General features: G+C 64.0%; 15 protein-coding genes and 1 other RNA gene. 7 read left to right on the top strand and 9 right to left on the bottom strand.

Going from position 1 to position 14,613, the window contains the following annotated elements; genetic code table 11:
* Positions 1–86 precede the first annotated feature (86 nt).
* The 5 genes from trxA to RYH74_RS01655 all read left to right on the top strand — a co-directional run bounded on the left by trxA (position 87) and on the right by RYH74_RS01655 (position 5,540).
* Positions 87–416, top strand: a complete 330-nt coding sequence (gene trxA / locus RYH74_RS01675; RefSeq protein WP_075046720.1) for a thioredoxin TrxA — start codon at positions 87–89, stop codon at positions 414–416.
* Between the two features lie 328 nt (positions 417–744).
* Positions 745–2,004: a transcription termination factor Rho gene (gene rho, locus RYH74_RS01670; protein ID WP_003253661.1), complete on the top strand. Its 1,260-nt coding sequence runs from the start codon at positions 745–747 to the stop codon at positions 2,002–2,004.
* Positions 2,005–2,209: 205 nt separating this feature from the next.
* On the top strand, positions 2,210–3,676 hold the full coding sequence (ubiD, locus tag RYH74_RS01665) for a 4-hydroxy-3-polyprenylbenzoate decarboxylase (protein ID WP_075046719.1): 1,467 nt from the start codon (positions 2,210–2,212) through the stop codon (positions 3,674–3,676).
* Entirely contained in the window at positions 3,676–4,644 is a 969-nt protein-coding gene (locus tag RYH74_RS01660; RefSeq protein WP_317408872.1) for a CDP-6-deoxy-delta-3,4-glucoseen reductase, read from the top strand. The genes ubiD and RYH74_RS01660 overlap by 1 nt, the downstream gene beginning before the upstream one ends.
* 245 nt (positions 4,645–4,889) lie before the next feature.
* Positions 4,890–5,540 carry a gamma-glutamylcyclotransferase gene (locus RYH74_RS01655; RefSeq protein ID WP_317408871.1) on the top strand — a complete coding sequence of 217 codons (651 nt, stop codon included), beginning with the start codon at positions 4,890–4,892 and terminating at the stop codon, positions 5,538–5,540.
* Between the two features lie 132 nt (positions 5,541–5,672).
* On the opposite strand, the gene RYH74_RS01650 is transcribed toward RYH74_RS01655, so the two are convergent.
* Positions 5,673–6,650 (bottom strand): NADPH:quinone oxidoreductase family protein, encoded by a 978-nt coding sequence (locus tag RYH74_RS01650; RefSeq protein ID WP_317408870.1) that lies wholly within the window; start codon positions 6,648–6,650, stop codon positions 5,673–5,675.
* 169 nt (positions 6,651–6,819) lie between these two features.
* On the opposite strand from RYH74_RS01650, the gene RYH74_RS01645 reads away from it, so the two are divergent.
* Complete coding sequence (locus tag RYH74_RS01645; protein ID WP_025341058.1) at positions 6,820–7,224, top strand: flagellar basal body-associated protein FliL; 405 nt, start codon at positions 6,820–6,822, stop codon at positions 7,222–7,224.
* A 181-nt stretch (positions 7,225–7,405) separates the two neighbouring features.
* Here the strand turns inward: RYH74_RS01645 and RYH74_RS01640 are convergent, their stop codons facing one another.
* From RYH74_RS01640 to RYH74_RS01625, 4 genes are all read right to left on the bottom strand, one after another.
* Positions 7,406–8,518: an ABC transporter permease gene (locus tag RYH74_RS01640; RefSeq protein ID WP_317408869.1), complete on the bottom strand. Its 1,113-nt coding sequence runs from the start codon at positions 8,516–8,518 to the stop codon at positions 7,406–7,408.
* Between the two features lies 1 nt (position 8,519).
* Complete coding sequence (gene rbbA / locus RYH74_RS01635) at positions 8,520–11,240, bottom strand: ribosome-associated ATPase/putative transporter RbbA (protein WP_317408868.1); 2,721 nt, start codon at positions 11,238–11,240, stop codon at positions 8,520–8,522.
* Positions 11,237–12,196 carry an HlyD family secretion protein gene (locus RYH74_RS01630; RefSeq protein WP_085704041.1) on the bottom strand — a complete coding sequence of 320 codons (960 nt, stop codon included), beginning with the start codon at positions 12,194–12,196 and terminating at the stop codon, positions 11,237–11,239. The genes rbbA and RYH74_RS01630 overlap by 4 nt, the downstream gene beginning before the upstream one ends.
* A 227-nt stretch (positions 12,197–12,423) precedes the next feature.
* The gene (locus RYH74_RS01625) at positions 12,424–12,873 is read right to left on the bottom strand and encodes an EVE domain-containing protein (RefSeq protein WP_286100744.1); all 450 of its coding nucleotides are present in this window, start codon (positions 12,871–12,873) and stop codon (positions 12,424–12,426) included.
* 178 nt (positions 12,874–13,051) lie between these two features.
* On the opposite strand from RYH74_RS01625, the gene RYH74_RS01620 reads away from it, so the two are divergent.
* Entirely contained in the window at positions 13,052–13,204 is a 153-nt protein-coding gene (locus tag RYH74_RS01620) for a hypothetical protein (RefSeq protein WP_013974724.1), read from the top strand.
* An 18-nt stretch (positions 13,205–13,222) separates the two neighbouring features.
* Here RYH74_RS01620 and RYH74_RS01615 read toward each other — a convergent pair whose 3' ends face one another.
* The 4 genes from RYH74_RS01615 to RYH74_RS01600 form a co-directional block, all read right to left on the bottom strand.
* Positions 13,223–13,831 carry a 5-formyltetrahydrofolate cyclo-ligase gene (locus RYH74_RS01615; RefSeq protein WP_003259369.1) on the bottom strand — a complete coding sequence of 203 codons (609 nt, stop codon included), beginning with the start codon at positions 13,829–13,831 and terminating at the stop codon, positions 13,223–13,225.
* Positions 13,832–13,910: 79 nt separating this feature from the next.
* A non-coding RNA gene (gene ssrS / locus RYH74_RS01610) (6S RNA) lies at positions 13,911–14,090 on the bottom strand.
* A 17-nt stretch (positions 14,091–14,107) separates the two neighbouring features.
* Entirely contained in the window at positions 14,108–14,428 is a 321-nt protein-coding gene (locus tag RYH74_RS01605; RefSeq protein WP_003259368.1) for a cell division protein ZapA, read from the bottom strand.
* The gene (locus RYH74_RS01600) at positions 14,425–14,607 is read right to left on the bottom strand and encodes a TIGR02449 family protein (protein WP_029886233.1); all 183 of its coding nucleotides are present in this window, start codon (positions 14,605–14,607) and stop codon (positions 14,425–14,427) included. The genes RYH74_RS01605 and RYH74_RS01600 overlap by 4 nt, the downstream gene beginning before the upstream one ends.
* Positions 14,608–14,613 lie beyond the last annotated feature (6 nt).

Here is a 14,613-nt window from a genome sequence, read left to right as displayed (position 1 = left end):
TACACTCAATCGTCCGTGGCTTCCTGTCGGGCGTGGGTGCGGCTATCATGGGCCACGTTTTTTTGCTTACGACCCTGGAGATATCCATGAGCAGCGATCTGATCAAACATGTCACCGACGCCTCCTTCGAAGCCGATGTCCTGAAGGCCGAAGGCGCGGTATTGGTCGACTACTGGGCTGAATGGTGCGGTCCATGCAAGATGATCGCTCCAGTACTGGACGACATCGCCGCTACCTACAACGGCAAACTGACCGTCGCCAAGCTGAACATCGACGAGAACCAGGAAACCCCGGCCAAGCACGGCGTGCGTGGTATCCCGACGCTGATGCTGTTCAAGAACGGCAACGTCGAAGCCACCAAGGTCGGCGCCCTGTCCAAATCGCAGCTGGCCGCGTTCCTCGACGCCCACCTGTAATATGAAAAAGCCCCGCAGATGCGGGGCTTTTCTTTGCCCGAAGGGCCTGTGGGAGCGGGTTTACCCGCGAACTCGATGCCGAACCCGCTGCCGCCTTCGCGGGTAAACCCGCTCCCACATGGCACGATTTACCCGGTCAAAACCACTAGACGTCGAAAAAAGCAAGTGTTACATTCGGCCTCGCACTGCTTCTCCAGTGCCCTCTACACGCCGTCGCCGAAGCATCCCTAATTCGAATCAGTACGCGATCCTGTCGCCATCTAGCGGCGCGGCCTCATTAAGCCAGAAGCTTAATTCTCCCTTCTTACATGATTACGTCACTCCCCTTATGAACCTGACTGAACTCAAGCAAAAGCCGATTACCGATCTTTTGGAAATGGCCGAACAGATGGGCATCGAAAACATGGCCCGTTCGCGCAAACAGGACGTGATTTTCGCCCTGCTGAAGAAGCACGCGAAAAGCGGCGAAGAGATCTCGGGTGACGGCGTGCTGGAGATTCTCCAGGATGGTTTCGGTTTCCTGCGTTCGGCTGATGCGTCCTACCTGGCCGGCCCTGACGATATCTACGTCTCGCCCAGCCAGATCCGTCGCTTCAACCTGCGTACCGGTGACACCATCGTCGGCAAGATCCGCCCGCCGAAGGAAGGGGAGCGTTACTTCGCCCTGCTGAAGGTCGACACCATCAACTTCGACCGCCCGGAAAACGCGAAGAACAAGATCCTGTTCGAAAACCTGACGCCGCTGTTCCCGAACAAGCGCCTGAAGATGGAAGCCGGTAACGGCTCCACCGAAGACCTGACCGGCCGCGTCATTGACCTGTGCGCCCCGATCGGCAAAGGCCAGCGTGGCCTGATCGTTGCTCCGCCGAAAGCGGGCAAGACGATCATGTTGCAGAATATCGCGGCCAACATCACCCGCAACAACCCCGAGTGCCACCTGATCGTTCTGCTGATCGACGAGCGCCCGGAAGAAGTGACCGAAATGCAGCGCACCGTGCGCGGCGAAGTGGTTGCTTCCACCTTCGACGAGCCGCCAACCCGCCACGTGCAGGTTGCCGAAATGGTGATCGAGAAGGCCAAACGCCTGGTCGAGCACAAGAAGGATGTGGTCATCCTGCTGGACTCCATCACCCGTCTGGCGCGTGCCTACAACACCGTGATCCCGAGCTCCGGCAAGGTATTGACCGGTGGTGTCGACGCCCACGCCCTGGAGAAGCCGAAGCGCTTCTTCGGTGCCGCGCGTAACATCGAGGAAGGCGGTTCGCTGACCATCATCGCTACCGCGCTGGTCGAAACCGGCTCGAAGATGGACGAAGTGATCTACGAAGAGTTCAAGGGCACCGGCAACATGGAGCTGCCGCTGGACCGCCGCATCGCCGAGAAGCGCGTGTTCCCGGCCATCAACATCAACCGTTCCGGTACCCGCCGCGAAGAGCTGCTGACCGCCGACGACGAACTGCAGCGCATGTGGATCCTGCGCAAGCTGCTGCACCCGATGGACGAAATCGCCGCCATCGAGTTCCTGGTCGACAAGCTCAAGCAGACCAAGACCAACGACGAGTTCTTCCTGTCGATGAAGCGCAAGTAAGCGTTTCAGGCCAGGCAGTAATTGGGGCCGCTTTGCGGCCCTTCGCGGGCACGCCCGCTCCCACAGGTTCAGTGTGATCCTTGTGGGAGCGGGCGTGCCCGCGAAGGGGCGCGAAGCGGCCCCAATGCATTTTTGCCCCCAAACAAAGCCCGAACGGCGCTACACTCTGCACCCCCGACCGATACGGCCAACACGAGGCTCCTGCATGCAGTATCGCGACTTGCGCGACTTCATCCGTGGCCTGGAACAGCGCGGCGAGCTCAAGCGCATCCAGGTTCCGATCTCCCCCGTCCTGGAAATGACCGAGGTCTGCGACCGCACCCTGCGTGCCAAGGGCCCTGCATTGCTGTTCGAAAGGCCCACCGGCTTCGACATCCCGGTGCTGGGCAACCTGTTCGGCACCCCGGAGCGCGTGGCCATGGGCATGGGCGCCGAGTCGGTCGATGAACTGCGGGAAATCGGCAAGCTGCTGGCCTTCCTCAAGGAGCCTGAGCCGCCGAAGGGCCTGAAGGATGCCTGGTCCAAGTTGCCGATCTTCAAGAAAGTCGTGTCGATGGCGCCGAAAGTGGTCAAGGACGCGGTGTGTCAGGAAGTGGTGGTCGAGGGGGACGATGTCGACCTCGGCGCTCTGCCGATCCAGCACTGCTGGCCGGGCGACGTGGCGCCGCTGATCACCTGGGGCCTCACCGTCACCCGCGGCCCGAACAAGGACCGCCAGAACCTGGGCATCTACCGCCAGCAGGTGATCGGCCGCAACAAGGTCATCATGCGCTGGCTCAGCCACCGTGGCGGGGCCCTGGACTATCGCGAATGGTGCGAGAAGAACCCTGGCCAGCCGTTCCCGGTCGCCGTGGCCCTGGGCGCTGATCCGGCCACCATCCTCGGCGCCGTGACCCCGGTGCCGGACACCCTCTCCGAGTACGCCTTCGCCGGCCTGCTGCGCGGCAACCGCACCGAACTGGTCAAGTGCCGGGGTAGCAACCTGCAGGTACCGGCCACCGCCGAAATCATCCTGGAAGGTGTGATCCACCCGGGCGAAATGGCCCCGGAAGGCCCGTACGGCGACCACACCGGCTACTACAACGAAGTGGACAGCTTCCCGGTGTTCACCGTCGAGCGCATCACCCACCGGCAGAAACCGATCTACCACAGCACCTACACCGGCCGCCCGCCAGATGAGCCGGCGATCCTCGGCGTGGCGCTGAACGAAGTGTTCGTGCCGATCCTGCAGAAGCAGTTCCCGGAAATCGTCGATTTCTACCTGCCGCCGGAAGGCTGCTCGTACCGCATGGCGGTGGTGACCATGAAGAAGCAGTACCCGGGCCACGCCAAGCGCGTGATGCTGGGTGTGTGGTCGTTCCTGCGACAGTTCATGTACACCAAGTTCGTTATTGTCACCGATGACGATATCAATGCCCGTGACTGGAACGATGTGATCTGGGCCATCACCACACGCATGGACCCCAAGCGTGATACGGTGATGATCGACAACACCCCGATCGACTACCTGGACTTCGCGTCGCCGGTATCCGGATTGGGGTCGAAGATGGGCCTGGACGCCACGCACAAGTGGCCGGGCGAGACTACACGCGAATGGGGACGGGTCATCGTCAAGGACGAAGCCGTCACCCGCCGTATCGATGAGCTGTGGGATCAGTTGGGAATAGATTGATGCAGGTAACGTTGCAGCCGTCCGGGGCGGTGCTGGCGCTCGAACCCGGGGAACGGATCCTGGATGGAGCGCGGCGGCTGGGCTATGACTGCCCGAACAGCTGCCGCAATGGCAATTGCCATGTCTGCGCCGCGTTGTTGGTCGAAGGCAGGGTACGCCAGGACGGTGAAGTCCGCGACCATGGCGAGCTGTTCACCTGCATTGCCGAACCGCTGGAGGACTGCGTGTTGCTCTGGGATGGTGTGCTCGCCCTGGGCGAGTTGCCGGTGCGCAAACTGGCGTGCAGTGTCAGTGAGTGCGTCGAGGTCGGTGGCGACGTCTGGCGCGTGCGATTGCGCGCGCCGGCTGGCAGGCCGCCGCGCTACCACGCGGGGCAGTACCTGATGATCGAGCGCGAAGGCGGCAAGCAGGCGGCGTTTTCGCTGGCTTCCGCACCCCATGCCGGGCGCGAGCTGGAGCTGCATGTGCTGGCGCGCGAGCCCAGTGCGGTGCAACTTATCGAGCAGCTCAAGCGCGACGGCCTGGCGCGCATCGAAATGCCGTTCGGCGACACCCACCTGGCCGAGTTGCCCGACGGGCCGCTGGTGCTGATCGCTGCTGGCACCGGCATGGGCCAGATGCACAGCCTGGTCGAGCATTGCCGGGCTCAGGGTTTCAAGCACCCGGTGCACCTGTACTGGGGCGTGCGCCGGCCCGAGGACTTCTACCAGATCGAGCACTGGGACGAATGGCAGCGCCTGCCCAACCTGTTCCTGCATCAGGTGGTCAGCGACCTGTGCGGTTGGGAAGGCCGTTGCGGCATGCTACATGAGGCGGTCTGCGAGGACATCACCGACCTCAACAGCGTGCATGTATATGCCAGCGGCTCGCCGAACATGATCTATGCCACTCTCGACGCCCTGGTCGAAGCCGGCATGGATGCGCACCGCATGCGCGCCGATGTGTTTGCCTACGCACCACGCGGCTAATAACCGAAGTTTGAAAGTATGGGTATAAGGCGGTAATTGTTACCGCCTTGGCTAATAACTTTCACAGTTGCCGAAAAAGTACTTTCCAGTCGTCGGGAGCGCGGATGAAACTCTGGCGCAAGGGCTTGAGTATTCCTGCATTTCTGTCCTATGGTTACTGCAAGCGCCCTTGGTACAGAGGCTGGGGGCGCATCGTAATCGAATCTCGCTACATCCGTAGTTCACAGGGATAATGGCGGCAGCTTATGTCGGCACTTGAAAGTATGTCCTGGGAAGTTTCATATCCACCGACACTCGACTTCGGTCAGCAACATACTCGCGAACAGTTGTTCAATTCCATGAAGACAACCATGTCTCGCCATCAGGGTGGGCCTGTGTGGCTGTTCGCTTATGGTTCGTTGATCTGGCGACCGGAGTGCAACTCGGTGGAACGCCAACGCGCGCGGGTACATGGTTACCACCGTGGTTTGTACCTGTGGTCGCACGAACACCGCGGCACCCCGGAAACCCCCGGGCTGGTGTTCGGCCTGGACCGTGGTGGCTCCTGCAGTGGTTTTGCCTACCGGCTGGATGAAAGCAGCCTGGACGAGTCGCTGATGGCCCTGTGGCAGCGCGAGATGCCGTACCCGGCGTATCGGCCGCACTGGCTCAGTTGCCGGTTGGGTGATGGCAGCAAGGTGCAGGCCCTGGGCTTCGTGCTGGAGCGGCATCTGCCGTGCTATGCCGGGAACCTGCCGGACACCCTGCTCAGCCAGATCCTGGCCAGTGCCAAGGGGCGCTATGGCACCACGCGTGATTATGTCGAACAGACCTTGAATGCCCTGCGCAGCCACCAGATGCCCGATCGCAACCTGGAGGCGCGGTTCAGGCGCTGCTATAACCTGCGCGAAGTTTGATCAGTCTGTCAGGGCCCTATCGCCGGCAAGCCGGCTCCCACAGGTACTCCACTGGCCTTGGAAACTGTGGAGATCCTGTGGGAGCTGGCTTGCCGGCGATAGGGCCCTGACAGGCAACAGATTTCTCAATCCTTACCTGGCCAGCACCACCAACTTACCCACAGCCTGACGCTGCCCCAACTTTTCAATGGCAGCCCCTGCCTCTGCCAGTGGATAAGTCTGCGACACCAGCGGCTTCAACTTGCCTTCGGCATGCCATGCAAACAGCTGCCGGAAGTTGGCCGCATTGTCCTCCGGCTGACGCTGGGCAAACGCCCCCCAGAACACCCCGAGCACCGCCGCGCCCTTGAGGAGCACCAGGTTGGCCGCCAGCTGCGGGATGGTCCCGCTGGCAAAACCCACCACCAGCAACCGGCCATTCCAGGCCAGCCCGCGCACTGCCTGCTCGAACAACTCGCCACCCACCGGGTCGTAGATCACGTCCACGCCCTGGCCGCCGGTCAGGCGCTTGATCTCGTCACGCAGGCTGGCCTGGCTGTAGTCGATCAGTTCATCCGCGCCGGCTGCCTTGGCCACGTCCAGTTTTTCCGCACTGCTGGCGGCCGCGATCACCCGCGCGCCCATGGCCTTGCCGATCTCCACCGCTGCCAGGCCGACCCCGCCGGATGCGCCCAGCACCAGCAGGGTCTCGCCCGCCTGCAGCTGGCCGCGCTGGCGCAGGGCGTGCATGGAGGTGCCGTAGGTCATGCCGAATGCCGCTGCGGTGGTGAAGTCCATGCTCGGCGGGATCGGCAGCACATTGTAGAACGGCACCGCCACCTGCTCGGCGAATGCACCCCAGCCGGTCAGCGCCATGACCCGGTCGCCGGCCTTGAATGCGCCGGCCTTTTCCCCGACGGCGGCCACCACGCCCGCTGCCTCGCCGCCGGGGGAGAACGGCAACGGTGGCTGGAACTGGTACTTGCCTTCGATGATCAGGGTGTCGGGGAAGTTGACCCCGGCGGCCTGCACATCCAGCAGGATCTCGTTTTTCTTCGGCACCGGGCTGGCCACCTCTTCCAGCACCAGGTCGCGCGCCGGGCCCAGGGTTTTGCACAACACAGCTTTCATCGGGGCTATTCCTTTGCGGGTCGTGGCCGATAAGTGTAGGAGGGCCGCCTGCCCGGTCAACGAGCATGGGGCGCCCTGATGTGCAGGCATAAGTGGCTGCACAAGCCCAGGCTTGGGTTTGAGCGGCATGCTGGGTAAGCTGGCGCCAACTGTATTGAGGAGCAAATTCGTGAAAGCGTGGATCTTGATGGTGCTGGCGCTGCTGCTGCCGGCTGCGGCCATGGCCGAGGAAGCCAAGGAAGGGGCGCCGAAAGTCGCCTACATCAGCCTGAGCCCGCCCTTTGTCGGCAACTACGCCCTCGACGGCAGCCCGCGGCTGCGCGTGTACAAAGCCGACGTGGCCCTGCGCGTGACCGGCGACGAAGCTGCCAAGGCGGTGAAGCACCACGAGCCGCTGATCCGCAACCAGCTGGTGGCGCTGTTCACCCAACAGTCGGTGGACAGCATGAGCAACGTCGAAGCCAAGGAGCACCTTCGCCAGGAAGCGCTGAAACAGGTGCAGCAGGTGATGGAAGCCGAAGAGGGCAAACCGATCGTCGAAGACCTGCTGTTCAACAACCTGATCGTGCAGTGACCGGCAAGCCGGCTCTCTCAGGAACAGCGCAATCCGCACTGTGGCGCGATCCCTGTGGGAGCGGCTTTAGCCGCGAAGAATCCAACGCGGTGCATGGCACCGGCTGCGCCGGTGTTCGCGGGTAAACCCGCTCCCACAGGAATCGCGCAATCTTTCAGATTTTGAGCCGGGTATGCGCGGATCAAGACGCCAGGCTTCGGCGAAACCGCGCCAGCGCCACGCCGAAGAACCCCAGCCCGATCACAGCCAGCGCCAGGATGTCCGGCCACACCACCGTCCAGCCGGCATCACGGAACAGGATTGCGGCGCCAAGGCTGACAAAGTGCGTCGACGGCGACCCTTGCATCACCCACTGCAGCCACTGCGGCATGCTGTCCAGCGGTGTGCTGCCGCCGGACAGCAACAGCATCGGGATGATCACCGGGATCGCCAGCAGGCCGAATTGTGGCGTCGAGCGCGCCATGGTGGCGAGGAAGATGCCCAGTGCGGTGCTGGCAAACAGGTACAGCGCGGTCACGGCCAGGAACAGGCCCATCGAACCGGAGAGCGGCACGCCAAGCGCGCCCTTGACCACCACCACCAGCGAAATCCAGGTGCAGATCACCACCACCAGCGCGTTGCTGGCGATTTTCGCCAACATGATTTCCAGCGCGGTCAGCGGCAGCACCAGCAGGTGGTCGAGGGTGCCGTGCTCGCGCTCGCGCAGCAACGCGGTGCCGGTGAGGATGATCGCCAGGATGGTGATGTTGTTGACGATCTGGATCACCGCCAGGAACCAGCCACCCTCCAGGTTGGGGTTGAACAGGGCCTTGGCGTTGATTAGCACCGGGCTCTGCGTGTTGTTGCGCTGGCTGTAGTCGAGCAACTCGCGTTCGAAGATACGGCCGATATAGCCGGCCCCCATGAACGCCTGGCTCATGGCCGTGGCGTCGACATTGATCTGCAGTTCCGGCGAGCGCCCGGCCAGCAGGTCGCTCTGGAAATTCACCGGCACGTTGATCACGAAGGTGTACTGGCCGCTGTCCATGGCCTGGTCCAGGCGCCCCGGGGCCAGCGGCACGGCGGGCTGGAATTCGGGTGGTTGCAGGGCTTCGCCGAGCTTGCGCGACAGCAGGCTGTGGTCTTCGTCCACCACCGCGACGCTGGCGTTGTGCACGCCGATCACCGAGCCGGCTGCGGGCATGTAGATGGCCACGCTGAAGGCATACAGCAGGAACAACAGCAGCACGCTGTCATGGCGCAGGCTGGTCAGCTCTTTCAGGCCCAGGCGCAGGGTGTGGTTCAGGCGCGACATCTCAGGCCTCCTGCTTCTTCAGCATGGCCAGGCTCAGGCCAGTGAACACGACAAAGAAACTGAGCAGGATCAGGCACTGCGGCCACAGTTCGCGCAGGCCCAGCGCTTTGGTGAAGGTGCCGACCGCGATATCGAGGAAGTAGCCCGCCGGGAACAGCTGGCCCATTACCGCCGCCGCACCGTCCAGCGACGAGCGTGGCACGATCAGCCCGGAAAACTGGATGGTCGGCAGGCTGGTGATGATCATGGTGCCCAGGATGGCGGCGATCTGGGTGCGGGTGAAGGCCGAGATCAGCAGGCCCAGGCTGGTGGTCGCCAGCAGGTAGGCGACGCCACCACAGGCCAGGGCCAGCACGCTGCCCTTGAGCGGCACGGCGAACAGCCAGCGGTTCATCGCCACCAGCAGCGCCAGGTTGACCAGGCTCACGGCCAGATAGGGCATCTGCTTGCCAAGCAGAAACTCCAGGCGGGTGAGGGGTGTGGCGTAGAAGTTGGTGATGGAGCCGAGCTCTTTCTCGCGGACGATACCCAGCGCGGTGAGCATGGCCGGGATGAAGGCCAGGATCAGCGCCATTACCCCCGGGCCGATGGCGTTCACGCTGACCACATCCTGGTTGTAGCGAAAACGGGTTTCCAGGCGCACCAGGTCCTGGCGCGGCTGCGGCTGTGGGCTGGCCTTGGCCAGTTGCTCGAGGTTGGCCTGATGCACGGCTTCCACGTAGTTGCGGCTGGTTTCCGCGCGGAACGGCATGCCGCCATCGAGCCAGGCAGCCACCACCGGTTGACGCCCGGCGTACAGGTCGCGGCCAAAGCCGGGTGGGATTTCCAGCGCCAGTTTGATTTCCGAGCGCTGCAGGCGCTGGTGCATTTCGCGGGTATCGCGGATGGGCGCCTGTTCGGCGAAATAGCGTGAACCACGGAAGGCTTCCAGATAGGCCCGGCTTTGTGGGCTCTGGTCCTGGTCGTGTACGGCGAAGGCGAGGTTTTCCACATCCAGCGAAATGCCATAGCCGAAGATCACCATCATGAACACCGCCCCCAGCAGGGCGAAGGCCAGGCGCACCCTGTCGCGCAGCAGCTCCTTGCCCTCACGGCTGGCCACCGCCAGCAGGCGACGCAGGCTGAAACCCTGGCGCAGCGCCGGCGCAGGCGTGGCGGCCTGTTCCAGCACGGCGTTGTCGGTGGCTTGCGGCGCCAGTTCCTGGGCCTGTTCCAGGCAGCGCACGAACGCGTCTTCCAGGGTGTTGCCCTGGTACTGGCGTTGCAGGGCGCCCGGCGTGTCGCAGGCCAGCACCCGGCCTGCATGCATCAGCGAGATGCGGTCGCAGCGTTGGGCTTCGTTCATGAAGTGGGTAGAAAGGAAAATGGTCACGCCCTGCTCGCGTGACAGCTCCACCAGCAGGCGCCAGAAGTCGTCACGGGCAGCCGGGTCGACACCGGAGGTGGGTTCGTCGAGGATCAGCACTTCCGGGCGGTGCAGCACCGCCACCGCCAGTGACAGGCGCTGGCGCAGGCCGAGGGGTAGGGCGCCGGATGGCTGGTCGGCGATGGCACCCAGGTCGAAGCGCTCGATCAGTTCGTCGATACGCTGGGCGCTCTCGGCCTTGGGCAGGTCGAACAGGCGGGCATGCAGGGTCAGGTTCTGCCGGGTGCTGAGCTCGCCATACAGCGAAAAACTCTGCGACATGAAACCGACCCGCTTGCGCGTGGCCAGGTCGCTGGCATCCACTGGGCGGCCAAGCAGGCTGGCGCTGCCTTCGCTGGCCGGCATCAGGCCGGTGAGCACTTTCATGGTGGTGGTCTTGCCGCAGCCGTTGGAGCCCAGGAAGCCGAAGATCTCCCCGCGGCCAATGGCGAAGCTGACCTTGTTCACGGCAGTGAAATCGCCAAAGCGCAGGGTCAGGTCGTGTGCCTCGATGGCGACCGAGGTGTCAGTGGCCGGGCGCGGTGGAATGATGAGCGGAGGGTGTTGTGCCTTGCCCGCGCCTTGGTAATGGGTGAAGGCGTCGTCCAGCTTGCCGCTGGGGGTGACTGCAGCCAGCTCATGGCTGAGGCCGGCGGCCAGCAGGCGGCCGCCATCGAGCATCAGGCAATGCTCGAATTGTTCGGCTTCCTCCATGTAGGCGGTGGCCACCAGCAGGGTCAGTTGCGGGCGCTGCGCGCGCACCTGTTCGACCAGCTCCCAGAAGCGCCGCCGTGACAGTGGGTCGACGCCGGTGGTCGGCTCGTCGAGGATCAGCAGGTCCGGCTCGTGGATCAGCGCGCAGCACAGGCCCAGCTTCTGTTTCATGCCGCCCGACAGCTTGCCCGCCGGGCGCTCGGCAAAGCGCTGCAGGTCGGTGGCCTGCAGCAGGTTGGCCATGCGCTGTTCGCATTCGCGGCGGCCGAGGCCGAACAGGGTGGCGAAAAAACGGATGTTCTCGCTGATCGACAGCTCCGGATACAGATTGTTGCCCAGCCCCTGCGGCATGAACGCCACTTTCGGGTACAACGCCGCGCGATGGCGCCGCTGGCGGATCGAGCCACCCAGCACCTGCAGTTCGCCCTGTTGCAGGCGCTTGACGCCGGCGATCAGCCCCAGCAGGGTCGATTTGCCAGCCCCGTCAGGGCCGATCAGCGCGCAGCGGGTGCCCGCCGGCAGGCTGAACCCGAGGGGGTGCAGGGCCACCAGGTCGCCGTAGCGATGGCTGATACCCTCGGCCAGCAGTGCCGGGGCGTTCATTGCAGGTTGGCCGGCCAGTCCACCTCAGCCGTGCGTACATAGCCGGCGCCTGGCATGCCCGGCTTGGCCTGCGGTACGGCGCCCGGGTCGGTCAGGCGCAACTTGACCCGGAACACCAGCTTCTGCCGCTCGTCGCGGGTTTCCACCTGCTTGGGGGTGAACTGGGCCTTGGCCGCGACAAAGGCCACCTTCGCCGGCAGCGCCCGCTCGGGCAGGGCGTCGAGCACGATCCGCGCCTGGTCGCCGACGGTCAGCCGGCCGCTGGTGGAGGCGGGCAGGTAGAGGTTCATGTACTGGTCGCTGGGGTCGATCAGCATCAGTACGCGGCCGCCGGCACCCAGCACTTCACCGGGCTCGGCCAGGCGCAGCTGGATGATGCCGTCGATCGGTGCGCGCAGGCTGCTGTCGTCGATTTCGCTGGTGAGCTGCGCCACCTGGGCCTCGGCGGCGCCGATGGCGGCCTTGATCGCCGCCAGTTGGGCGCGGGCGGCGACCACGGCGGCGTTGGCCGTGTCGAAGCGCGCCTGCTGTTGGTCGAGCAACTGCTGGCTGGCGTATTTGCGCTGGAAGATCTCGCGCACGCGCTTGAGCTCCTGGCTGGCCAGCAGCAGTTCGCTCTGGCGCAGCTGCACGCTGGCCTGGGCGGCGGCGTAGTTTTCCCGAGCGCGCAGCACTTCGGCTTCGGCCTGGCTGCGCTGGGCTTCCATGGTACGGGTGTCGATGCGCGCCAGCAGCTGGCCGCGAGTTACCTTGTCACCTTCGTCGACCAGCACTTCGGCCAGGCGGCCGGGGATTTTGCTGGCGATCTGCACTTCGGTGGCTTCCAGGCGGCCGTTGCCCATGCTCAGGCCTTCGGGCAGCTGGTCGTGGAGCGACTTCCAGTACCCCAGCCCACCGGCTGTTGCGAGTAGGGCGATCAGCGCGGTGGCGAAGATCCTGGGGGCGTATCGGTTCATCGGTCTGCATCCTTGCGGTCATGCACACTGCATCATGGCCTGCGGCCGCGCGCGGCGTGTTGATATCAGTCAAATCCATGACTGGGTCTGCTTCGCAGCCCATCGCCGGCAAGCCAGCTCCCACAGGGGCAGCGCATGGCTTGAGGTCTATGCGGTCGGGGTGGGAGCTGGCTTGCCGGCGATGGGCCGCAGGGCGGCCCCTTTGGTTTATGACCTTAGCCGCAGTTTCAACGCAAAGCGACAATCACCGCCCATTGCTCTGGTGTCACCGGCATCACCGACAGGCGGCTGCCCTTCTGCACCAGCGGCAGTTCGGCCAGGCCTGTCTGCTGTTTCAGCCAGCCCAGCTCCAGCACCCGTGGCAGGGTTTGCACATGGGCCACATCCACCGCGCTCCACGGGTTCTTGTCGGCCGTGGCCTTGGCATCGTAGTAGTGGCTTTGCGGGTCCAGCGCGGTCGGGTCGGGGTAGGCGGCGCGGGTGATTTTGGCAATGCCGGCGATGCCCGGCTGCGGGCAGCTGGAGTGATAGAAGAAGAACTCGTCGCCAACGCTCATGGCCCGCAGGAAATTGCGCGCCTGGTAGTTGCGCACGCCGTCCCAGCGCGCTTCGCCGAGGCGGCCGAGGGCTTCGATGGAGAGCTCGTCGGGCTCGGATTTCATCAGCCAGTAGGCCATGGGTGCTGCTCCTGAAAAGGTTTGAAATAACCTGTTGCATGAAACCGACAGTCGGTTGGCGTCAAGGTTTGCGTGCAGACGCAGGTTGTCGGAAAATGCGCCCCGTTTAAAGCGCGATGCTCCGGCGATACCCAGAAAATTGCCGAGCCTGAACAGTTTGCCTGGGGGGCAATCTTCGATGAATCAACGTAACAAGCCGGATCTGCTGTGGATCCTGGTGTTCATTTTCGGCCTGGGTGTGGTCACGACCGGTTATGCGCAAGGGATCTGGGAGCGCAAGCTGGACAACGCCTATCAGATGCCGGTCGACGCCAGCCAGCCGCAACGTTGATGCCCCCGCCGGCGCCGCTCAACGCGGCGCCAGGTACCAGCCACGGTCCGAGACCGTCCCCTGCAGCGGTACATCCCAACTGGCCTGAGCCAGCCGCTCGACCTTCTGGCATTCATGTGCCAGCCCCAACAGCAACGGCTTTTTCCAGGTCTGGCGACGCGCCTGGTAGGCCAGGCTGCGATCATAGAAACCACCGCCCATTCCCAGGCGACCGCCCACTTCGTCGAAACCGACCAACGGTAGCAGGATCAGGTCCAGCGACCAGATCGGGCGCTGGCGCTTGCGCTCGGTGACCGGCTCGGGAATGCGAAAGCGGTTGGGCTTGAGCTTCTCGCCCTGCTCGAAGCGCTGGAACACCATGCGCGTACGCGGCCAGGCGTGGAGCACCGGCAGGTAGGTGCGCTTGCCGCGGCGCTGGGCTTCGCGCAGCAGCAGGTAAGGGTCGATCTCGCCGTCGTTGGGCAGGTACAGGGCAATATGCCGGGCGCGTCGGAACAGCGGGTGCTGCGCCAGCTGGCGGTACAGGCCAAGGGCGGCCTGGCGTTGCTGGGCAGGGGTAAGGGCGCGGCGGGCATTGCGGAGCAGGCGACGAAGCTGGGGGCGGGTGAGCTGCGCGGTGTCGGTCATGGCACGGGCGATCCCAGGTGCTGGCCGACGTGGTCGGCCAAAACGAATTGCCCGCCGGAAGGGGCGGGCAAGAGAATTCAGGCTCCCCGATAAGACCGCTATCGGTGTAGCCCTTGAACCCGAAAGTTCAAGGTGGAGATTGCAGGGGGCGTTAAGGCTTTCCGTCGGGCGGACATGCACACCGGCCCCAGCGTGCAACCCCCGTGGTTGTGCGTATCGGCTCAGGGACATAACCGACTGGCGCATCCCCCAGGGAGTGGCGCCAGTATACCAATCTCAGCCGATTTTGGTATCCGCGTCGTCGGACAGTGCCTGGTCGACCCGTTCCAGCAGGTCGCGCACCTGTTCGCGGGTGGTGCCGCCTGCCGGGGCATCGTTACGGTCTTCCTGGCGGTGCAGCATTTCGTGGGTGATGTTCAACGCTGCCATGACCGCGATGCGGTCGGCGCCGATCACCTTGCCGCTGCTGCGGATCTCGCGCATCTTGCCGTCCAGGTAGCGCGCGGCGCTGACCAGGTTGTTGCGCTCTTCCGGCGGGCAGATGATCGAATATTCCTTGTCGAGGATCTGCACGGTGACGCTATTGCTTGAACTCATGAGTCTTGCTCCAGAGCCTTGAGGCGTAAAATCATCGACTCGACCTTGCGCTTGGCGATCTCGTTCTTTTCGATGAGGTGGGCGCGCTCTTCGCGCCAGGATTTTTCCTGAGCTACTAGGAGTGCATTTTGCCGTTTTAGTTGCTCGACACGTTCGATCAGCAACTCGAATCGGCTCATCAGTGC

Source organism: Pseudomonas sp. LSJ-87, assembly GCF_032971465.1.
In the GTDB taxonomy this organism is placed as follows: Bacteria; Pseudomonadota; Gammaproteobacteria; order Pseudomonadales; family Pseudomonadaceae; genus Aquipseudomonas; species Aquipseudomonas putida_Z.
This window is presented reverse-complemented; position numbering and strand designations above follow the sequence as displayed.

Bases quoted from the DNA above. Each gene is read 5' to 3' on its own strand.
- trxA (WP_075046720.1), top strand. From the start codon at position 87: ATGAGCAGCGATCTGATCAAACATGTCACCGACGCCTCCTTCGAAGCC.
- rho (WP_003253661.1), top strand. From the start codon at position 745: ATGAACCTGACTGAACTCAAGCAAAAGCCGATTACCGATCTTTTGGAA.
- ubiD (WP_075046719.1), top strand. From the start codon at position 2,210: ATGCAGTATCGCGACTTGCGCGACTTCATCCGTGGCCTGGAACAGCGC.
- RYH74_RS01660 (WP_317408872.1), top strand. From the start codon at position 3,676: ATGCAGGTAACGTTGCAGCCGTCCGGGGCGGTGCTGGCGCTCGAACCC.
- RYH74_RS01655 (WP_317408871.1), top strand. From the start codon at position 4,890: ATGTCGGCACTTGAAAGTATGTCCTGGGAAGTTTCATATCCACCGACA.
- RYH74_RS01650 (WP_317408870.1), bottom strand. From the start codon at position 6,650: ATGAAAGCTGTGTTGTGCAAAACCCTGGGCCCGGCGCGCGACCTGGTG.
- RYH74_RS01640 (WP_317408869.1), bottom strand. From the start codon at position 8,518: ATGTCGCGCCTGAACCACACCCTGCGCCTGGGCCTGAAAGAGCTGACC.
- rbbA (WP_317408868.1), bottom strand. From the start codon at position 11,240: ATGAACGCCCCGGCACTGCTGGCCGAGGGTATCAGCCATCGCTACGGC.
- RYH74_RS01630 (WP_085704041.1), bottom strand. From the start codon at position 12,196: ATGAACCGATACGCCCCCAGGATCTTCGCCACCGCGCTGATCGCCCTA.
- RYH74_RS01625 (WP_286100744.1), bottom strand. From the start codon at position 12,873: ATGGCCTACTGGCTGATGAAATCCGAGCCCGACGAGCTCTCCATCGAA.
- RYH74_RS01620 (WP_013974724.1), top strand. From the start codon at position 13,052: ATGAATCAACGTAACAAGCCGGATCTGCTGTGGATCCTGGTGTTCATT.
- RYH74_RS01615 (WP_003259369.1), bottom strand. From the start codon at position 13,831: ATGACCGACACCGCGCAGCTCACCCGCCCCCAGCTTCGTCGCCTGCTC.
- RYH74_RS01605 (WP_003259368.1), bottom strand. From the start codon at position 14,428: ATGAGTTCAAGCAATAGCGTCACCGTGCAGATCCTCGACAAGGAATAT.
- RYH74_RS01600 (WP_029886233.1), bottom strand. From the start codon at position 14,607: ATGAGCCGATTCGAGTTGCTGATCGAACGTGTCGAGCAACTAAAACGG.